Here is a 17268-nt window from a genome sequence, read left to right on the forward strand (position 1 = left end):
GCCGAGCGCGGCCGCGGCCGTGCCGGGCAGCGCGGCCAGGGCGGCGGCCAGCAGCGTCGCGCGGGTGGCGGCGCCGCACTCGCGCGGCGGCGCCGGGCGGGGCGCGGGCGGGCGGCGGGGCACCCGGGCGTACAGCTCCTCGGCGAGCGAGAACAGGTCGGCGTGCCGGCAGCGGGCGGCGGCGTCCGGGCCGAGCCCGGCCTCCTCCAGCCCGGCGGCGATCTCCAGCGGGTCGACGGCGTGCTCGCACAGCTCCCGGTGCTCGGCCATCAGCTCGCGCACCGGGTCCGCGCTGACCGCCGGGTCGGAGCCGGTGCCGGGGCCGGCCCCGGTCGTGGCCCCGGTCGTGGCCCCGGTGGCGGCGCCCGCCCCGGCCGCCGCGCCGCCGGACATCAGCGGGCCTCCGCGAGTTCGCCCGCGTGCTCCCGGGCGGCCCGGTCGCCGCCCTCCTCGGGGTCGTCCTCGCCGCCCCGGCCCGCGCGCGGCCCGTCCGCGAGCCAGTACTCGGCGGGCCGGGCGAACGGCCGCGGCGCCCGGCCTCCCCCGCCGCCCCCGCCACCGGGGAAGGCCGGGTACTGCGAGACCAGCTCCAGGTAGATCTCCCGGAAGGCGCCGACCACCGGCTCGACGGCGAAGCGTTCCTGCGCCCTCAGCCGCCCGGCCAGCCCGAGCCGGGCCCGCCGTTCCTCGTCGCGCAGCAGCGCCAGGCAGGCGCCGGCCAGCGCGCCCGGGTCGCGGGCGGGCACCAGCAGTCCGGTCGGGCCGACGACCTCGCGGGCCACCCCGACGTCGGTGGACACCACGGCCCGGCCGCTGAGCATGGCGTCCGCGAGCAGGCGGGGGCCGCGCTGGGAGAGCGCGGAGAACACCGTCACCGTGCCGCCCTCCCAGGCCTCGGCGAGCGGGCCGGGCCGCCCGGCGAAGTCCACCGCGTCCGCCACCCCCAGGCGCTCGGCGACGGCCCGGCAGTGCGCCAGGTAGCCGGGCGCCGCCTCCTCGCCGTACAGCCTCAGGCGGGTGTCGGGCAGTTCGGCGCGCACCCGGGCGAAGGCGTGCAGCGCCAGCTCCGGGTCCCGCCCGGGCTCCAGGGCGCCGGCCCAGACCAGGGTCGGGTGCGCCGGCTCGGGCCCGGCGGCCGGGCGGTCGACGGCCGGGGTGCCCTCGTACACCACCCGGGTGCGGGCCGGGTCGGCGCCGCAGCGCAGCTGCCACTGCTGGTCGTGGGCGCTGCCGGGGGTGAGCACCGCGGCCTGCCGGTAGGTCTCCTCGGCGAGCGCCCGGAAGAAGGCCAGCAGCAGCGCGCGGACCGGCCAGCGGTAGGGCGCCTCGCGGTAGCCCAGGTACTGCTCGCGCAGGTGCAGGCCGTGCTCGGTGACCACGAACGGCACCCCGTGCAGGTGCCGGGCGACCAGGGCGGGCAGCACGGCCGGCCCGCCGCCGACCACGTGGCACAGGTCCACGCCGCCGAGGCCGCCGGGCCCGGTGCCGTACCAGGGGGCGGACAGCGGCCGCAGGCACTGCTCCAGCAGGTCCCCGGCGACCAGCACGTCGCACACCAGCGGGCTCCCGGCCGAGGTGTCCGCGCCGGGCAGCCGCCAGACCCGCTCCAGGACCCGCCGGGCGTGCGCGGAGGCGAGGAAGGCGGACAGCCTGCCGTCCTCCCGGGCGAGCTCGGCCAGCCGGTACAGCCCGGCGCCGAACCCGGCCCGCTCGCGGGGCAGCACCAGGGCGCGCACCAGGTCCTCGTACGCCCCGGCGTACTGGCGTCTGCGCAGGGCGCCCGGGCGGCGGCCGCGCGGGGGGCGCCCCCACAGCGCCAGGTCGTGCGCCCCCCGCCAGACCGGCGAGAGGTGTTCGAGGGCGGGCAGGCCCCCGGGGCCGGTGAGCAGGTACAGCTCGAACTCGTGCTCCGGCAGGCCCTCGGCCAGCCGGTCGCACCAGCCGCCGGCGCCACGCCGGGCATGCGGACGGGCACCCTCGGTGAGCAGGGCAACGCGCACGGGAGACCTCCTGTTTGCCACCGTTGAATTCGCCCCTGGGCGGGGTCACGGGAGTCGCGGGGCCGTGCACCGGGACCCGGCCGCCGGCCGACTGCTCCGGCGTCGGCGGCCCTCCCCCACACCTGTTCGGTCCGGCAGCAGAAAGGTAGGACCGGCCCACGGCCCGCGATCGGTCACCTGCCTGGTTGCCACCTGAACGAGTGAACCGGCGTGACTTCGCGCCGAACCGGGCCGTTACCGGGCGGTATCCGGGCCCGCACGGTCGGCGGGGCGGGCGGCGGGGCGGGCGGCGGGGCGGGCGGGGTCAGCGCGCGGTGTGCGCGATCAGCTCCCGCACCGCGCGGGCGACCTCGTCCGGGTGCTCCATCATCGCCACGTGCCCCGAATCCGGCAGCACCAGCAGCCGGGCGTCCGCGAAGGCCGCGCAGGCCCGCCGGGCCGAGCGGTAGCCGACCAGCTTGTCGCGCAGCCCGTACACCAGCAGCACCGGCGCCGCCACCTGCTCGGCCTGCCGCCACAGCGCCTGCTCGCCGCGCTCGGTGTACGCGGAGACGATGCCGCGCGCCGAGCCGACCAGGGCCCGCATCGCGTGCGGCGCCTCCAGCCGGAGCCGGTACTGGTCGACCGCCTCGGCCCGGGCGGCCGGGCTCAGCCGGCCCGGGTCGCCGTAGACCAGCCGCAGCAGCTCCTCGGTCGCCGCCTCGGCGTCGAGCCGGCCCGCCTGCAGCCGGCGCAGCAGGGCGGGCACCCCCGGGACGGCGAGCACGGCGGTGGGCCAGGCGGTGCGCTGCGGCGGCAGCTCGGGCAGGGCCGGCGAGACCAGGGTGAGGCTGCGGACGAGGTCCGGGCGCAGCGCGGCGAGCCGGACGGCGACGGCGCCGCCGAGCGAGTTGCCGAACAGGTGGACGGGCCCGCGCCCGGCGGCCTCCAGGTAGCCGATGACGGCGCGGACGTGGCCGGAGAGGCTGAGGTTGCCGTCGCTGGGCGGGGCGGAGCGGCCGAAGCCGGGCAGGTCCACGGCCTCGCCGTCGAGCAGGCCGGCCAGGCGGTCCATGAGCGCCGTCCAGTTGGCGGCCGAGCCGCCGAGGCCGTGCACGAAGAGGGCGGGCTCGCGCCCGTCCGCGCCCTGGTCGGCGAGGCCGCGGTGCACCGCGAGCACCGCCCCGGGGACCTCGACGGTTCGGACCTGCTGCTCCGTGCTGCTCATGATGGACGATGGTAGTGAGCGCGGGCCGGGGGCGCCCGGGGCGGGCGGCGGTCCGATCCCTCGTCCCGGGCACTGCCGACGCCGAGGTCAGCGCCGTATTGTGGGCACCTGACAAGCGGGGCGCTCGGCTTTTCTCGCCTTCGCCGAACACGAACGCGGTTACCGAAAAGTAGAATCAGCCATCTTGTCGGCCCCGAAGAACCCCGAAGTGAGGAGCGCCGTGACGGCCATCCAGGAGGCGCAGGAGCGCCCGCGCGGTGCCCGCCTGCCGCGAAGCGCCCGCCGTGAACAACTGCTCGGTGCCGCCCAGGAGGTGTTCGTCGCGCAGGGTTACCACGCGGCCGCCATGGACGACATCGCCGACCGTGCCGGGGTGAGCAAGCCGGTGCTGTACCAGCACTTCCCCGGGAAGCTGGAGCTGTACCTGGCGCTGCTGGACAAGCACTGCGACGCCCTGGTCGAGTCGACCCGCGAGGCGCTGTCGACGACCAGCGACAACAAGCAGCGCGTGGCCAACACCATGGAGGCGTACTTCAACTACGTCTCCAGCGAGTCCGGCGCGTTCCGCCTGGTCTTCGAGTCGGACCTGACCAACGAGCCGGCCGTGCGCGAGCGGGTCGAGCGGGCCTCCGAGGCGAGCGCGACGCTGGTCAGCAAGGTGATCCAGGAGGACACCGACCTGCCGGAGGCGGAGTCGAAGCTGCTCGCCGCCGGGGTGTGCGGGCTGGCCCAGATCACCGCCCGGTACTGGCTGTCGCAGGGCCTGGAGATCCCGCGGGACGAGGCGGTCCGGCTGGTGGCCAGCCTGTCCTGGCGCGGCCTGAAGGGCTTCCCGATGCACGCCGGCGAGCCGGGCTCCGAGGGCTCTGCCCAGGACTGACGATCCGCTGGGGTTCGCCTGGGCGGTGATCCCGTGCTCTATGGTGAAGCCGTACGGCGCGGTCGCCGTGGACGCTTGTCCCAGGCGGTCCGGTGTCCGCGCGTGGAGGCTGCAACCCCGGAGGGACGGAAGCCGTGGAGGTCAAGATCGGCGTGCAGAACGCGCCGCGCGAGATCGTGATCGAGAGCTCGCAGACTGCCGATGAGGTCGAGAGCGCGGTCGCGAAGGCGCTGGAGGGCTCCTCGAAGCTCTTCTCGCTGACCGACGAGCACGGCCGCCGGATCCTCGTTCCGGCCGAGCGCCTGGCGTACGTGGAGATCGGCGAGCAGGCCGTCCGCAAGGTCGGCTTCGGCGCTCTCTGAGACGCCGCCCGAGCAGCTCGGCCCGGTGCCCCGTTCCCGTGAGGGAGCGGGGCACCGGCGCGTGTACGACCGGGTGGGTCGGGGTACGGCGAGAGGAGCGGCAGCGTTGCCGCACACCCGTTCCCCGGGGAGGCAGCCTTGCTGGTCGAGTCGATCGCCTTCGTCCTCGTCGGCCTGGTCACGGGCGGCGCCGCGCTGCTGGCCCTGCCCTCGTACTTCCGGGCGGCCCGGGCGCTGACGCTCGGCACGGCCCTGGCGGGGGCGCTGCTCGGCGGGGCGGTCGCGCACTTCTGTGCGGACGGGCGCTACCCGGCGGTGGCGGTCGCGGCCTCGGCGCTGGCCTCGGGGGTACTCACCTCGCTGCTGGCCCGGCCGGACCTCGCGGCCGGGCGGGCCCCGGCGCACCGGCACCACCCGCACCGGGCGGGCGCCCACCGGCGGCACCGGCCGGCGTGACGCCCGTCAGGAGGCGAGGCCGAGGGCGGCCATCCGCTTGGTGTGCGCCTCGGTGATCCGGTTGAACATCTTGCCGACCTCGACCAGGTCGAAGCCCTGCACCTGGACGCCGCCGACCAGCAGGTTGGACAGCGCGTCGCGCTCGGCGACCACGCGCTGGGCCTGGCTGAGCGCCTCGCCCATCAGGCGCCGGCCCCACAGGGCGAGGCGGCCGCCGGCCCGCGGGTCGGCCTCGATGGCCTGGCGGACCTTGTCGACGGCGAACTGGGCGTGGCCGGTGTCGGACATGACGCCGAGCACGAGGTCCCGGGTGTCGTCGTCGAGCCGGACGGCCACCTCGCGGTAGAAGTCCGTCGCGATGGCGTCGCCGACGTAGGCCTTGACCAGGCCCTCCAGCCAGTCCGAGGGGGCCGTCATCCGGTGGAACAGCTCCAGCGGCTCGACGAACGGCCGCATCGCCTCCTGCGGGTCGGCGCCGATCTCGGCGAGCCGGTCGTGCAGCCGCTGGTAGTGCTGGAACTCGGCGGAGGCCATCCGGGCCAGCGCGGCCTTGTCGGCGAGGTCGGGCGCCAGCTTGGCGTCCTCGGCGAGCCGCTCGAAGGCGCTCAGCTCGCCGTACGCGAGCGCGCCGAGCAGGTCCAGCACCGCCGCCCGGTAGCCGGGGTCCGCCGAGCGCTCCGCCCAGTCGCCGATCGAGCCGGCCGCGCCGTCCTGCGTCTCACCAGAGGTCTCCATGACCCGCCACCTTAGTCCCGCCCGGCCGCCCGCCCCACCACCCGGGCGCACCCGGGTGACCGGCCGGATCGCCCGGTCGCGGGCCGGTCACCGGGGGCGATGTCAGACGCATCACGTGTTCGAGTCGTCGCCTGACTGTATGGTGGTACGGAGCCCCGTCGTGCTCGCACGGTGTCACCGCCTTCCCGGTGCCCCGCGTGAGCCGCCCCGTACCGGCACCGTCCCCTCGGACGTGTCCGCACCGGAGGCACGGGTACTCACGTACGCGGATGCCCGGTCGGAGAGCCGATCGGCTCCGACCATGGCTTGGACTTCAAGCCTTGGCACCGCATCAGTGGCCGAGCGAGGGCCGCCGAGACCACGCCCCCTGGCGGAGGTCCCGCGCAGGTCCCTCACGGGAATCCTCCCCGACGCCGCCGGCGACGCGCCCCGCAACAGGGCCGCGCGCACCGGCCGGCCGCAGGGACCGGCGCGGTTGTGCGTCCGCGCAGCTGTTATCGGGGCCGCACAGGCCCGTACGCAGCCGCGCGGCTGCCCGCCCGCCGCTCGCTCTCGGCCCCTCCGAAAACGGAAGAGGCAGCACCCTGTCCACCACCGCTGAACCCATCAAGACGACGTTCCGGGACCTCGGGATCCTCCCGGAGACCGCCGAGGCCCTGGAGTCCGTCGGCATCGTCCATCCCTTCCCCATCCAGGAGATGACCCTCCCGGTCGCGCTGACCGGCCACGACGTCATCGGCCAGGCCAAGACCGGCACCGGCAAGACCCTCGGCTTCGGCCTCCCGCTGATCGAGCGGGCCGTCGTGCGCGCCGACGTGGACGCCGGCCGCGCCACCGAGGAGCAGCTCTCCGACTTCCCGCAGGCGCTCATCGTCGTCCCGACGCGCGAGCTGTGCACCCAGGTCACCAACGACCTGCAGACCGCCGGCAAGGTCCGCAACGTGCGGGTCCTGGCCGTCTACGGCGGCCGGGCGTACGAGCCGCAGGTCGAGGCGCTGACCAAGGGCGTCGACATCGTGGTCGGCACCCCGGGCCGTCTGCTGGACCTCGCCGGGCAGAAGAAGCTGAACCTGTCCAAGGTCCGCGCGCTCGTCCTGGACGAGGCGGACGAGATGCTCGACCTGGGCTTCCTGCCCGACGTCGAGAAGATCATCACCATGCTGCCCGCCAAGCGGCAGACGCTGCTGTTCTCGGCCACCATGCCGGGCCAGGTCATCAGCCTCGCCCGCCGGTACATGAGCCAGCCGACGCACATCCGGGCCGCCGCCCCGGACGACACCGGCGCGACCGTCGCCAACATCGAGCAGCACATCTTCCGCGCGCACTCGCTGGACAAGGTCGAGATGGTCTCGCGCATCCTGCAGGCCGAGGGCCGCGGGCTGGCGATGATCTTCTGCCGCACCAAGCGCACCGCCGCCGACGTCTCCGACCAGCTGACCCAGCGCGGCTTCGCGGCCGGCGCCGTCCACGGCGACCTCGGCCAGGGCGCCCGCGAGCAGGCCCTGCGGGCCTTCCGCAACGGCAAGGTCGACGTGCTGGTCTGCACCGACGTCGCGGCCCGCGGCATCGACGTCGAGGGCGTCACGCACGTCATCAACTACCAGTGCCCCGAGGACGAGAAGACCTACCTGCACCGGATCGGCCGCACCGGCCGCGCCGGCGCCTCCGGTACGGCCGTCACCCTGGTCGACTGGGACGACATCCCGCGCTGGCAGCTGATCAACAAGGCGCTGGACCTGCCGTTCAACGAGCCGGAGGAGACCTACTCCACCTCGCCGCACCTCTACGAGCTGCTGAAGATCGCGCCGGGCACCAAGGGCGTCCTGCCGCGCTCCGAGCGCACCCGGGCCGGGCTCGGCGCCGAGGAGATCGAGGACCTCGGCGAGACCGGCGGGCGGGGCGCGCGCTCCGGCCGCGGCGGCCGCGGCGGGCAGGGCGGCTCGGGCCGTCCCGGCGCCGCCGCCGAGACGCCGGCCGAGGAGAAGCCGCGCCGCACCCGCGAGCGCCGCCGCACCCGCCGCGGCACGGCGGTCGACGGCGAGGCCGTCGAGACGGCCGCCGCGACGGTGACGGCCGCTCCGGCCGTCGAGGGCGCCGAGGGCGAGGCCGCGCCGCGCCGCCGTCGCCGCCGTTCGCGCGGTGGCGCCGCGGGCGAGGCCGCGGTGGTCGAGACCGCCGTCGTCGAGGCCGCCGTCGTCGAGGCTCCGGCCGCCGTGGACGCTCCGGTCGAGGAGAAGCCCGCCGCCCGGACCCGTACGCGGACCCGCAAGCCGAAGGCGGAGACCGTGGTGGAGGCCGTCGAGGCCGCCGCCGTGGTCGAGGCCCCGGCCGAGGCGAAGCCGGCCACCCGGACCCGCACCCGCAAGCCCAAGGCGGAGACCGTGGTGGAGGCCGTCGAGGCCGCCGCCGCGGTGGAGGCCCCGGCCGAGGCGAAGCCGGCCACCCGCACGCGGACCCGCAAGCCGAAGGCGGAGACCGTGGTGGAGGCCGTCGAGGCCGCCGCCGCGGTGGAGGCCCCGGCCGAGGCGAAGCCGGCCACCCGCACGCGCACCCGCAAGCCGAAGGCCACGGCCGAGGCCGCCCCGGAGGCTCCGGCCACCGAGGCCCCCGCCGCCGAGGTCCCGGCCCCGCGCAAGCGCACCCGCACCCGCAAGGCGGCGGCCACCCCGGAGACCACCCCGGAGAGCTGACGCAGCACCGTCCCCGAGGGGGCGGGTCGGGCCCCAGCGGCCCGGCCCGCCCCCTCGGGCGTTCCGGCACCACCGGCCCGGGCGGCAACCGGCCCCCAGCGGGCCGGGCCGGCGCGCGCCGCGGGCGCGGGGCAATAGGCTCGGGGGTTGGTGGCCGGGTGGGCCGAGGAGAGCGGGAGGCAGCTCGTGAGCGCGTGGTGCGGGGTCGTCGTCGGGGGGCACCTGTGAGTACGCCGCCGTTCCTGACGCTGCCCGGGTGCGCGCGGGCCGAGCGGGTCGCCACCGCGCGCGGGGCCTTCGCGGCGCTGCGGGCGGAGCCGGACGGACCGGTGCGCGGGTCGGCGCTGCTGGTGCCGGGGTTCACCGGCAGCAAGGAGGACTTCATCGGGCTGCTGGAGCCGTTGGCGGCGGCCGGGTACCGGGTGACCTGCGTCGACCAGCGCGGGCAGTTCGAGACCGGCGGGCCGGACGATCCGGCCGCGTACGGCGTCGCGGAGCTGGGCGCGGACGTCCGGGCGCTGACGGCGGCGGTGGCGGCGGAGAGCGGCGGCCCGGTGCACCTGCTGGGGCACTCCTTCGGCGGGCAGGTCGTCCGCGAGGCGGTGCTCGCGGCGGCCGCGCGGGGCCCGCTGCCGTGGCGCTCGCTGAGCCTGGTGTCGACCGGGCCGGGCCCGATCGACCCGGCCGAGGCGGCCCGCACCAAGCTGCTGCTGGACGCGCTCCCGGTGATGGGCCTGGAGGAGATCTGGCAGGTGATGCGGCAGCTGGAGGCGCGGAGCGGGCAGCCGGCGCGGGTGCCGGAGCCGGCCGTCGCGGAGTTCCTGCACCGCCGCTGGCTGGCCAACGTGCCGACCGCGCTGGGCGTCACCGGCGCCCACCTGGTGGCCGCGCCGGACCGGGTGGACGAGCTGGCCGCGGCCACCGCCGGGGTGCTGCCGGTGCTGGTGCTGTCCGGGGTGCGGGACTACGCGTGGCCGGTGCCGGAGCAGAGCCTGATGGCCGAGCGGCTGGGTGCCCGGCGGGTGGTGGTCGAGGACGCCGGCCACTCCCCCGCCGCCGAGTTCCCGGCCGAGACGGCCGCGGCGCTGGCCTCGTTCTGGGGCTGACCCGACCGGGCCGCGTGCCGCCCCGTCCGTAGTGGTCTGAACCACTTTTCCGGTTCGACCGTTATCGGCACGCGACAAAAGTCGTTAGTTACGGTAATCTTTGATTCTGTCCGGGAATCATCGCCGGCCCCCACGAGGGCGCCGATCAGCCGAAACCTGGACTTCACGGAGGGGCAACGGCCCGGTAGCACCGCCACGCCACCGTGGTTCACGAGGCAGTAGACGCACCAGGCAAGCCCAGGGGGAGCCCTTGCCGCAGCAGACCGCCGCACGCACGACCCGCCCGGCCCGGCCGTTCCGCCGGACCCGCAGCATCCCGAGAGGGCTGACCACGACTCAGCCGCCGACGCCCCGCCCGACCGGGGCAGAGAAGGAGACGCCCATGACCAAGGCCATGCGCTTCGAGATCGTCCGCCTGGACGACACAGACGGCTCCGCCACCGACCGCGTGATCGCCGACGCCGACACCGTCCGCGAGCTCGTCCAGGCCGCCGCCCGCACCGGCGAGCGCCTGCTCATCCGCCCGTGCCCGACCGTCTGAACCGGCGCGGCGCCCCCGACCGCGAGGTCGCACCCGCCGCCGACGAGCCGGGATCGTCCGATCCGGACGTTCCGATACCCGACTGACGCCCCGTCACCGCGATCGCCGATGACGGGGCGTCAGTGCGTCCGGCCCCGGAACCCGGAACGTTTGCCGCCGTCCGCGACGGGACATCCACCAACGGGAACCGCCCGCGCCACGCCCAACCCGCGCCGGCCGGGCGTCCGCCACCGACAGGTGCCGCCGAGCCCTCCGTACGGGTGACCGTCCTTGACGCGGCGGTCCGGAGGGAGGAGCGTTGTCGGCTATGAGGGGCGAGCCCAGCTGCCCGAGGTGCGCCGGTCGGGTCCGCGCCCCCGGTCTGTTCTCAGACACCTGGCAGTGCGACCGGCACGGAGCCGTGCACCCGATGCAGCCCGTGCTGCCCCCGAGCGTGGAGGCCCTCGGCGTCGCCGTGGCCCGCTCACAGGTCCCCGTCTGGCTGCCCTGGCCGCTCCCGGTCGGCTGGCTCTACACCGGCATCGCGCACGCCGGGGACGACGTCTCCGGCGCCCGGGCGACCGCCGTGGCCTGCTCCGGGCCGGCGCCGCTGGGCGGCTTCGGCGAACTGGTGCTGGTCGCGGAGGAGTTGGGCGTCGGGCTCGGCGCCCGCTACGCCGGGCTTCCGGGGCCGGACCCGGGCGACTCGGTCGGCCTGTACAAGCCGGCCGACGCCAAGCTGATGGCCGCCGGGCGGCCCACCCCGATGTTCCACGTCGCGGACGCCCCGGCCGACCGCGCGGTGTTCGTCGGCGAGGCCCGCGGGCTGTGGCTGTGGGCGATCGCCTGGCCCGAGCAGTCCGCCCTGGTGATGTACGACGAACTGGTGCTCACCGACCTGCGCGAGGCCGGCGCCGAGCTGGGTCTGCTGCCCTGCGGGGCGCTCTCCCCCCGGCTGCTGGGCTGACCTCCACCAGGCCTGACGGCCTATCCTGGGCGGCACCGCGGCACCCCCGAGCCTCCCAGGAGCCCGCCCCGTGCGCATCGACCTGCACGCCCACAGCAACGCCTCCGACGGCACCGACACCCCGGCCGAGCTGGTCGCGGCCGCGGTCGCCGCGGGCCTCGACGTCGTCGCGCTGACCGACCACGACACCGTGGCCGGGCACGCCGGGGCCGCCGAGGCGGTGCGCGCGCTGCCGGACGGCACCCGGCTGACGGTCGTCCCGGGCGCCGAACTGTCCTGCGTGGTGGACGGCGTCAGCATGCACCTGCTGGCGTACCTGTTCGACCCGGCGGAGCCGGCCTTCGCGGCCGAGCGGGAGCTGGTGCGCACCGACCGGTTCCGGCGCGGGCGGGCGATCGTCGAGCGCTGCCGCGAACTCGGCGCGGACATCAGCTGGGAGCAGGTGCGGCGGATCGCCGGCGACGGCTCGGTCGGGCGGCCGCACATCGCGAGCGCGCTGGTGGAGGCCGGCGTGGTGGCCACCGTCTCGGACGCTTTCACCCCGCGGTGGCTGGCCAATGGCGGCCGGGCGGACGTCCGCAAGCACGAGACCGACCCGGTCGAGGCGGTCCGGCTGGTCCGGGCGGCCGGCGGCGTGCCGGTCTTCGCCCACCCCGGCGCGGTCAAGCGCGGCCGGACGGTGTCGGACCGGGTGATCGCCGACCTCGCGGCGGCCGGGCTGGCCGGCCTGGAGGTCGACCACACGGACCACGACGAGCAGACCCGGCTGCGGCTGCGCGGCCTGGCCGCCGACCTCGGGCTGCTGGCCACCGGCTCCAGCGACTACCACGGCCACCGCAAGACCGTCCGGCTCGGCGAGCACACCACCGACCCGGAGGTGTACCAGGCGCTGCTGGCGCAGGCGACCGGCGCGCCGGTCATCGACGCCGTGACGGTCGGGCGCTGACCACGCCGGGACGCCGCACACCGGCGCGCGGGGGCGCGGTACGGGCGTGCGGTCGGCCCGCGCGCCCGGTCCGGGAGCCGGCCGCGCCCCGACCGCCCGTCAGTCGAGCGTGACGCCCCGGCGGTCCGGGTCGCGCAGGTCGGTGCCCCGGTCCAGCCAGCGCTCCTGGAGCGCGGCCGCGCCGTGCACCCGCTTCCAGCCGGCCTCGTTGGGGGTCATCGGCAGCAGCGGCAGGAAGCGCACCGGCTCGGCCGGCTCGGCCAGTTCCAGGTCCTCGACCAGTCCGCCCGGCTCGGCGGCCAGCACCGAGGTGAACGGCGCGCCCTCCCAGAGCGGGGCGCCGAGGTCCAGCGAGCCGCCGGGGGCCAGCACCAGGCCCTCGACCTGCGGGGTCGCGGCGAAGGTGGCCAGGCTGCGCAGCACGCCGTCGCGTCCGCCGCGCACCGTCAGCACCAACTCGACGCGCGGACCGCGCACCTGGTCGACCACCGGGGAGGTCGGGTCGGCCATCGGCGCGGCGGACATCCCGAGGGTCGTGTAGCGGACCAGGCCGTCGGCGTCCGGGCCGAAGCGCAGCACCTCGATCCGGTCGGCGCCGAGGAAGGTGACGGCGGCGCGGCCGCTCGGTTCGCCGAAGGTGGCGATCAGCCGGGCCTCGACGGCGGCCAGCACCGCCTCCCGGGAGAGTTCCGGGGAGTCGCCGTGGGGGCCGTGGGAATCGCCGAAGAGCGGGAATTCGTGCGCCATGCCGGTGAGCGTAACCCCCGCCCGGATCGGGGCCGAGGGCGGGCCGGTGGCCGTCCGCGCCAAGCTTGCGTCAAGGCTCGGGCAAGGCCGGGAAACCCCGGAGCGGTGGTGGCCGGTCGGGTGTTAGGGTGAGCGACTGGCCACCGGGATGCGATGCCTCGCCCCGGGGCGGCGGCGCGAAGGAGGTGGTTGCGGTGGATACCGGCCGACCATGCAGTACCGGCAGCTCTGCCCGGCCGCGCCTTCCCCGAACCCCTCGCCCCACGGGCTGAACCGACCGCAACGGTCTCGGTAGCCCAGGGCCGCGGCGGCGAACGGACCGGCCGGGAGAGCACCTTCGTCCCCCCGTCACCGGTGTTCCTCGCCGTCGCACCACGGTCCCGCCCTTCTTCGCGCCGCCGTGCGACGGCCCCTGCCCCAGGGAGCCTGCCTTGTCGATGATCAACAGCCTGCGCGCCGCCGTCCGCCCCCACCGCCGCCGCGCCGTCGACGGCTCCTACGACACCCTCCCCGAGGGCGCCGGCACGGCGGTCGTCGACTGCGCGGTCTACCAGCACGGCCGGCGCAGCGGCGAGGCCTGCAGCCCGCGCGAGGCCGCCCGCCGGGTCCGCGCCGAGCACCAACTCCCGGACGGCACGGGCTCGTTCAGCTGGATCGGGCTGCACGAGCCGACCGGGGAGGAGTTCGAGGGCATCGCCCAGCGGTTCGGCCTGCACCCACTCGCGGTGGAGGACGCGGTGCACGCGCACCAGCGGCCCAAGGTGGAGCGCTACGACGACGTCCTGTTCGCCGTCTTCAAGACCATCCGCTACGTCGAGCACGACCAGCTCACGCCCACCAGCGAGGTGGTGGAGACCGGCGAGCTGATGGTCTTCGCCGGGCGGGACTTCGTGATCACCGTCCGGCACGGCGGGCACGGCTCGCTGCAGGAGCTGCGGCACCGGCTGGAGGCGGACGCGGACGAGGCCGGGCTGCTCGCCAAGGGCCCGTCCGCGGTGCTGCACGCGATCGCCGACCACGTGGTGGACAACTACCTGCTGGTCGCCGAGCGGCTGCAGAACGACGTGGACGAGATCGAGTACGGCGTGTTCTCGGCCAAGGGCGCGCGCAGCGCCGACGTCGGCCGGGTCTACCAACTCAAGCGCGAGGTGCTGGAGTTCAAGCGCGCCGTGGTGCCGCTGCTGCGCCCGATGCAGCAGCTGTCCGAGCCGCAGCAAGGCCTGGTCGGCCCGGACATCCAGAAGTACTTCCGGGACGTCGCGGACCACCTGGCCCGGGTGACCGAGCAGGTGCACGGCTTCGACGAGCTGCTGAACTCACTGCTCCAGGCGAACCTGGCGCAGGTCTCGGTGGCGCAGAACGAGGACATGCGCAAGATCACCGCCTGGGCGGCGATCTTCGCGGTGCCCACCATGATCACCGGCGTGTACGGGATGAACTTCGACTACATGCCGGAGCTGCACCAGCCGTGGGGCTACCCCGCGGTGCTCGGCGGGATCGCGGTGATCTGCGTCGGGATGTACCGGGGCTTCCGCCGCAACGGCTGGCTGTAGGGCCTGCCGGCCGGCCTGCCTCAGCGCCGCCCGCCGCGGACGACCAGGACCAGGCCGAGCAGGATCAGCAGCACCGCCGGGACGGCGGCCACCGGCGGCCACTGGCCGAGCCAGAGCGCGGCGATCGCGGCCGCGCCCGGGGTCTCCAGCAGGATCGCGGTGGAGGTGATCGACGGGCCGAGGCTGCGCACCACCCGGTTGCTGAGCGAGTGGCCGAGCAGCTGGGCGGTGACCATCAGCAGCGCGATCTGCCACCACGCCCCGGCCGGCCAGCCGGACAGCCGCGTCCCGGTGGCCAGGCAGATCGCCAGCAGGCCGACCGACGTGGTGGCGTAGCAGACCAGGGTGTACGCGGTGGTGCTGACGGTCCTGCGGACCTCGGCGCCCAGCAGCATGTACCCGGCCGCGGCCAGGCCGGCGGCGAGGGCGAGCGCGTCGCCGAGCAGCGCGCGCGGGGAGAGCGAGAGGTCGACGCCGGTCAGCACCAGCACCCCGCTGAAGGAGACGGCCGTGCCGAGCCAGACCATCCGCGGCGCGCGGGCGCCGAACAGCCGCATCAGCAGGATGGTCCACAGCGGGGTGGTGGTGACCAGCGCGGTGGCCGAGGCGACCGAGGTCATCCGCAGGCTGGGCATCCAGAGCGCGAAGTGCACGGCCAGCAGCGCCCCGGCGGCGACGGCCAGCAACAGGGCCCGGCGGCCGATCCCGCGCAGCTCGGCGCGGTGGCGCAGCAGCGCGTAGGGGCCGAGGACGCCGACCGACATGACGTTGCGCCAGAGGGCGATGGCCAGTGCGGGCGCGGCGGTGGCGGAGATCAGCGGGCCGGAGAGGGAGATCCCGGCGATGGAGACGGCGAGCAGCAGCAGGTCGACGGCGGGCAGCGGGTGCGCCGGTCGCGCGGCGGTGGCGGTGGCGGTGTCGGTCGCGGGGGCGGTCGCGGGCCGGGCGGCGGGCACGGCGCTCCTTCGCTGGTCACGGAGTCGGGGCGGTCTTACCGTAAGGCCCGTGGCGCGCTGATGGAACTGTCTCTCGCCGAGTGAGACCGGTCGCGAGACCGGAGGCCGTACGCTGTCGGCCATGGACCGTACGCCCGCCGCCGCGACCGCCGACGCCTTCCTCGACCAGGCCCTGCTGGAGGAGGCCGCGAAGAAGTCCGGCCTGCTGTGGGTCCGCGCGGACGGCGAGGCCCATTCCCGGGCCCTGTGGCACGCCTGGCACGACGGCGCGGTCGTGGTGGTCGGTGGGGGCGGCGAGCAGCCGCTGCACGGCCTGGCCGCGGGCGGCGGGGCCGAGGTCACCGTGCGCAGCAAGGACAAGGGCGGCCGGCTGACCGGCTGGAGCGCCCGGGTGTCCGAGCTGGCGCCGAACACCGAGGCCTGGCTGGGCGCGGTCGAGGAGCTGAAGGGCAAGCGGCTGAACGCGCCGGACACCGACGCGATCGCCGAGCGCTGGGCCCGCGAGTGCCGGGTGCTGCGGCTGGAGCCGGTCGGGGCGCTGGTCGAGCGCCCGGGCGCGATGCCGGACGGCTCGCACGCGGCCGCGCCGATGCCCACGCCGGCCACCACCCGCCGCCCGATCCCGGCGGGCCTGCCCAAACTGCTGTTCAAGCGCCGATAAAGGTTCACGCCGGGGACTCCGCAGGCGGCTACCGTGCCGGGTACCCGACAGGTGGGTAGCCTTGGCCGCGGGTGTGCTCGGCGCACCCTTCGTCACGGCGTCGAGCGAGTCGAGGGAGTTCATGGCAGGGCCAGGCACCCGGGTCTTCATCTCCCATCTGTCCGCCCTCGCGGTCTTCGACCCGAACGGCGACCAGGTGGGCCGGGTCCGGGACGTGGTCGTCTCGCTGCGGCTGGGCGGCCGTCCGCCGCGCGTGCTGGGCCTGGTGGTCGAGGTGGTCGGCCGGCGCCGGATCTTCCTGCCGATGACCCGGGTGACCAGCCTGGAGTCCGGCCAGGTGCTGACCACCGGTGTGATCAACCTGCGCCGCTTCGAGCAGCGCCCGTCCGAGACGCTGGTACTCGCCGAGCTGCTGGACCGCACCGTCACCTGGTCCAAGACGGGTGAGGCCGTCACCGTGCTGGACGTCGGCATGGTGCAGACCCGGCTGCGCGAGTGGGAGATCAGCAAGGTCTTCGTGCAGGTCGGCCGGGCCGGCCGGCTGCGCAAGGGCAAGGGCGAGCGGCTGACCCTGGACTGGCAGGACGTCACCGGCTTCGCGCTGCCCGAGCAGGACCAGGGCGCCGCCAACCTGCTCGCCACCTTCGAGCAGCTGCGCCCCGCCGACCTGGCCGGGGTGATGCACCACCTGTCCGCCAAGCGCCGGGCCGAGGTGGCCGCCGCGCTGGACGACGAGCGGCTGGCCGACGTCCTGGAGGAGCTGCCCGAGGACGACCAGGTCGAGATCATCGGCAAGCTGAAGGACGAGCGCGCCGCCGACGTCCTGGAGGCGATGGACCCGGACGACGCCGCCGACCTGCTCTCCGAACTGCCCGGCGACGAGGCGGAGCGGCTGCTCCAGCTGATGGAGCCGGACGAGGCCGCGCCGGTGCGCCGCCTGCTCTCGTACGAGGAGGACACCGCCGGCGGTCTGATGACCACCGAGCCGATCGTGCTGGAGCCGGACGCGACGGTCGCCGAGGCGCTGGCCCGCGTCCGGGTGCGCGACCACAAGCCCGCGCTGGCCGCCCAGGTGTTCGTCTGCCGGCCGCCGAGCGAGACCCCGACCGGCCGCTACCTGGGCACCGTGCACTTCCAGCGGCTGCTGCGCGAGCCGCCGTACGTGCTGGTCGGCTCGCTGGTCGACGACGACCTGGACCCGCTGCCGCCGGACACCCCGCTGCCGCTGATCACCAGCTACCTGGCGACCTACAACCTGGTCGCCGCTCCGGTGGTCGACGAGGCGGACCACCTGCTCGGCGCGGTGACCGTCGACGACGTCCTGGACCACCTGCTGCCGGAGGACTGGCGCGACGCCGCGCTGCACGCCCACGACGACGCGCACCACGACACCCGCCACGACGACTCGGAAGGGGTGACCGGTGGACGGTGACCGCAACGGACGGCCGGACGAATCCGCGCGCCGGCGGCTGCAGGGCGAAC

At 75.8% G+C, this 17268-nt stretch carries 16 protein-coding genes and 1 pseudogene; 11 read left to right on the forward strand and 6 right to left on the reverse strand.

The annotated features are described in order from the left end of the window. From VM95_RS42780 to VM95_RS26015, 3 genes and pseudogenes are all read right to left on the reverse strand, one after another. Positions 1-393, reverse strand: a pseudogene (locus VM95_RS42780) (hypothetical protein); the annotation flags it as partial. Continuing rightward, the gene (locus VM95_RS26010) at positions 393-2000 is read right to left on the reverse strand and encodes a DUF3492 domain-containing protein (RefSeq protein WP_052707581.1); all 1608 of its coding nucleotides are present in this window, start codon (positions 1998-2000) and stop codon (positions 393-395) included. The pseudogene VM95_RS42780 and the gene VM95_RS26010, both read right to left, overlap by 1 nt. Positions 2001-2304: 304 nt before the next feature. Continuing rightward, positions 2305-3207, reverse strand: a complete 903-nt coding sequence (locus tag VM95_RS26015) for an alpha/beta fold hydrolase (protein WP_052706900.1) — start codon at positions 3205-3207, stop codon at positions 2305-2307. Between the two features lie 220 nt (positions 3208-3427). Between VM95_RS26015 and VM95_RS26020 the strand changes: the two genes are divergently transcribed. From VM95_RS26020 to VM95_RS26030, 3 genes are all read left to right on the forward strand, one after another. Further along, positions 3428-4087 (forward strand): TetR/AcrR family transcriptional regulator, encoded by a 660-nt coding sequence (locus tag VM95_RS26020; RefSeq protein ID WP_045700899.1) that lies wholly within the window; start codon positions 3428-3430, stop codon positions 4085-4087. Positions 4088-4221: 134 nt separating this feature from the next. Next, a complete protein-coding gene (locus tag VM95_RS26025; protein WP_045700901.1) occupies positions 4222-4449 on the forward strand; it encodes a DUF3107 domain-containing protein in 228 nt (75 codons plus the stop codon). Between the two features lie 138 nt (positions 4450-4587). Further along, complete coding sequence (locus VM95_RS26030; protein WP_045700903.1) at positions 4588-4905, forward strand: hypothetical protein; 318 nt, start codon at positions 4588-4590, stop codon at positions 4903-4905. Between the two features lie 6 nt (positions 4906-4911). Here VM95_RS26030 and VM95_RS26035 read toward each other — a convergent pair whose 3' ends face one another. Then, positions 4912-5640, reverse strand: coding sequence for a ferritin-like fold-containing protein (locus VM95_RS26035; protein WP_045700905.1), 729 nt, complete (start codon positions 5638-5640; stop codon positions 4912-4914). 698 nt (positions 5641-6338) lie between these two features. Here VM95_RS26035 and VM95_RS26040 point away from each other — a divergent pair. The 5 genes from VM95_RS26040 (at position 6339) to VM95_RS26055 (ending at position 11869) form a co-directional block, all read left to right on the forward strand. Then, the gene (locus tag VM95_RS26040; RefSeq protein WP_045700907.1) at positions 6339-8330 is read left to right on the forward strand and encodes a DEAD/DEAH box helicase; all 1992 of its coding nucleotides are present in this window, start codon (positions 6339-6341) and stop codon (positions 8328-8330) included. 224 nt (positions 8331-8554) lie between these two features. Continuing rightward, positions 8555-9436 carry an alpha/beta fold hydrolase gene (locus VM95_RS26045; protein WP_045700910.1) on the forward strand — a complete coding sequence of 294 codons (882 nt, stop codon included), beginning with the start codon at positions 8555-8557 and terminating at the stop codon, positions 9434-9436. A 382-nt stretch (positions 9437-9818) separates the two neighbouring features. Further along, on the forward strand, positions 9819-9977 hold the full coding sequence (locus VM95_RS42785) for a hypothetical protein (protein WP_157882214.1): 159 nt from the start codon (positions 9819-9821) through the stop codon (positions 9975-9977). A gap of 307 nt (positions 9978-10284) precedes the next feature. Next, positions 10285-10923 carry a DUF6758 family protein gene (locus tag VM95_RS26050; RefSeq protein WP_078860533.1) on the forward strand — a complete coding sequence of 213 codons (639 nt, stop codon included), beginning with the start codon at positions 10285-10287 and terminating at the stop codon, positions 10921-10923. Between the two features lie 70 nt (positions 10924-10993). Then, positions 10994-11869, forward strand: coding sequence for a PHP domain-containing protein (locus VM95_RS26055; protein WP_045700914.1), 876 nt, complete (start codon positions 10994-10996; stop codon positions 11867-11869). A gap of 99 nt (positions 11870-11968) precedes the next feature. On the opposite strand, the gene VM95_RS26060 is transcribed toward VM95_RS26055, so the two are convergent. Further along, positions 11969-12616 carry a suppressor of fused domain protein gene (locus VM95_RS26060; RefSeq protein WP_078860535.1) on the reverse strand — a complete coding sequence of 216 codons (648 nt, stop codon included), beginning with the start codon at positions 12614-12616 and terminating at the stop codon, positions 11969-11971. A 431-nt stretch (positions 12617-13047) separates the two neighbouring features. Between VM95_RS26060 and corA the strand changes: the two genes are divergently transcribed. Next, the gene (corA, locus tag VM95_RS26065; RefSeq protein ID WP_045700916.1) at positions 13048-14169 is read left to right on the forward strand and encodes a magnesium/cobalt transporter CorA; all 1122 of its coding nucleotides are present in this window, start codon (positions 13048-13050) and stop codon (positions 14167-14169) included. Between the two features lie 20 nt (positions 14170-14189). Here corA and VM95_RS26070 read toward each other — a convergent pair whose 3' ends face one another. Next, positions 14190-15125: a DMT family transporter gene (locus VM95_RS26070; protein WP_045700918.1), complete on the reverse strand. Its 936-nt coding sequence runs from the start codon at positions 15123-15125 to the stop codon at positions 14190-14192. A gap of 121 nt (positions 15126-15246) precedes the next feature. Here VM95_RS26070 and VM95_RS26075 point away from each other — a divergent pair, with 121 nt between their 5' ends. Beyond that, positions 15247-15786 (forward strand): hypothetical protein, encoded by a 540-nt coding sequence (locus tag VM95_RS26075; protein WP_045700920.1) that lies wholly within the window; start codon positions 15247-15249, stop codon positions 15784-15786. Positions 15787-15907: 121 nt separating this feature from the next. Further along, a complete protein-coding gene (locus tag VM95_RS26080) occupies positions 15908-17218 on the forward strand; it encodes a magnesium transporter MgtE N-terminal domain-containing protein (protein ID WP_045700981.1) in 1311 nt (436 codons plus the stop codon). Positions 17219-17268 lie beyond the last annotated feature (50 nt).

It is taken from the genome of Streptomyces rubellomurinus, from assembly GCF_000961885.1.
GTDB lineage: Bacteria > Actinomycetota > Actinomycetes > Streptomycetales > Streptomycetaceae > Kitasatospora > Kitasatospora rubellomurina.

Coding starts and splice junctions, on each gene's coding strand:
- VM95_RS42785 (WP_157882214.1), top strand. CDS start 9,819: ATGACCAAGGCCATGCGCTTCGAGATCGTCCGCCTGGACGACACAGAC.
- VM95_RS26040 (WP_045700907.1), top strand. CDS start 6,339: ATGACCCTCCCGGTCGCGCTGACCGGCCACGACGTCATCGGCCAGGCC.
- VM95_RS26060 (WP_078860535.1), bottom strand. CDS start 12,616: ATGGCGCACGAATTCCCGCTCTTCGGCGATTCCCACGGCCCCCACGGC.
- VM95_RS26015 (WP_052706900.1), bottom strand. CDS start 3,207: ATGAGCAGCACGGAGCAGCAGGTCCGAACCGTCGAGGTCCCCGGGGCG.
- VM95_RS26035 (WP_045700905.1), bottom strand. CDS start 5,640: ATGGAGACCTCTGGTGAGACGCAGGACGGCGCGGCCGGCTCGATCGGC.
- VM95_RS26050 (WP_078860533.1), top strand. CDS start 10,285: ATGAGGGGCGAGCCCAGCTGCCCGAGGTGCGCCGGTCGGGTCCGCGCC.
- VM95_RS26075 (WP_045700920.1), top strand. CDS start 15,247: ATGGACCGTACGCCCGCCGCCGCGACCGCCGACGCCTTCCTCGACCAG.
- VM95_RS26080 (WP_045700981.1), top strand. CDS start 15,908: ATGGCAGGGCCAGGCACCCGGGTCTTCATCTCCCATCTGTCCGCCCTC.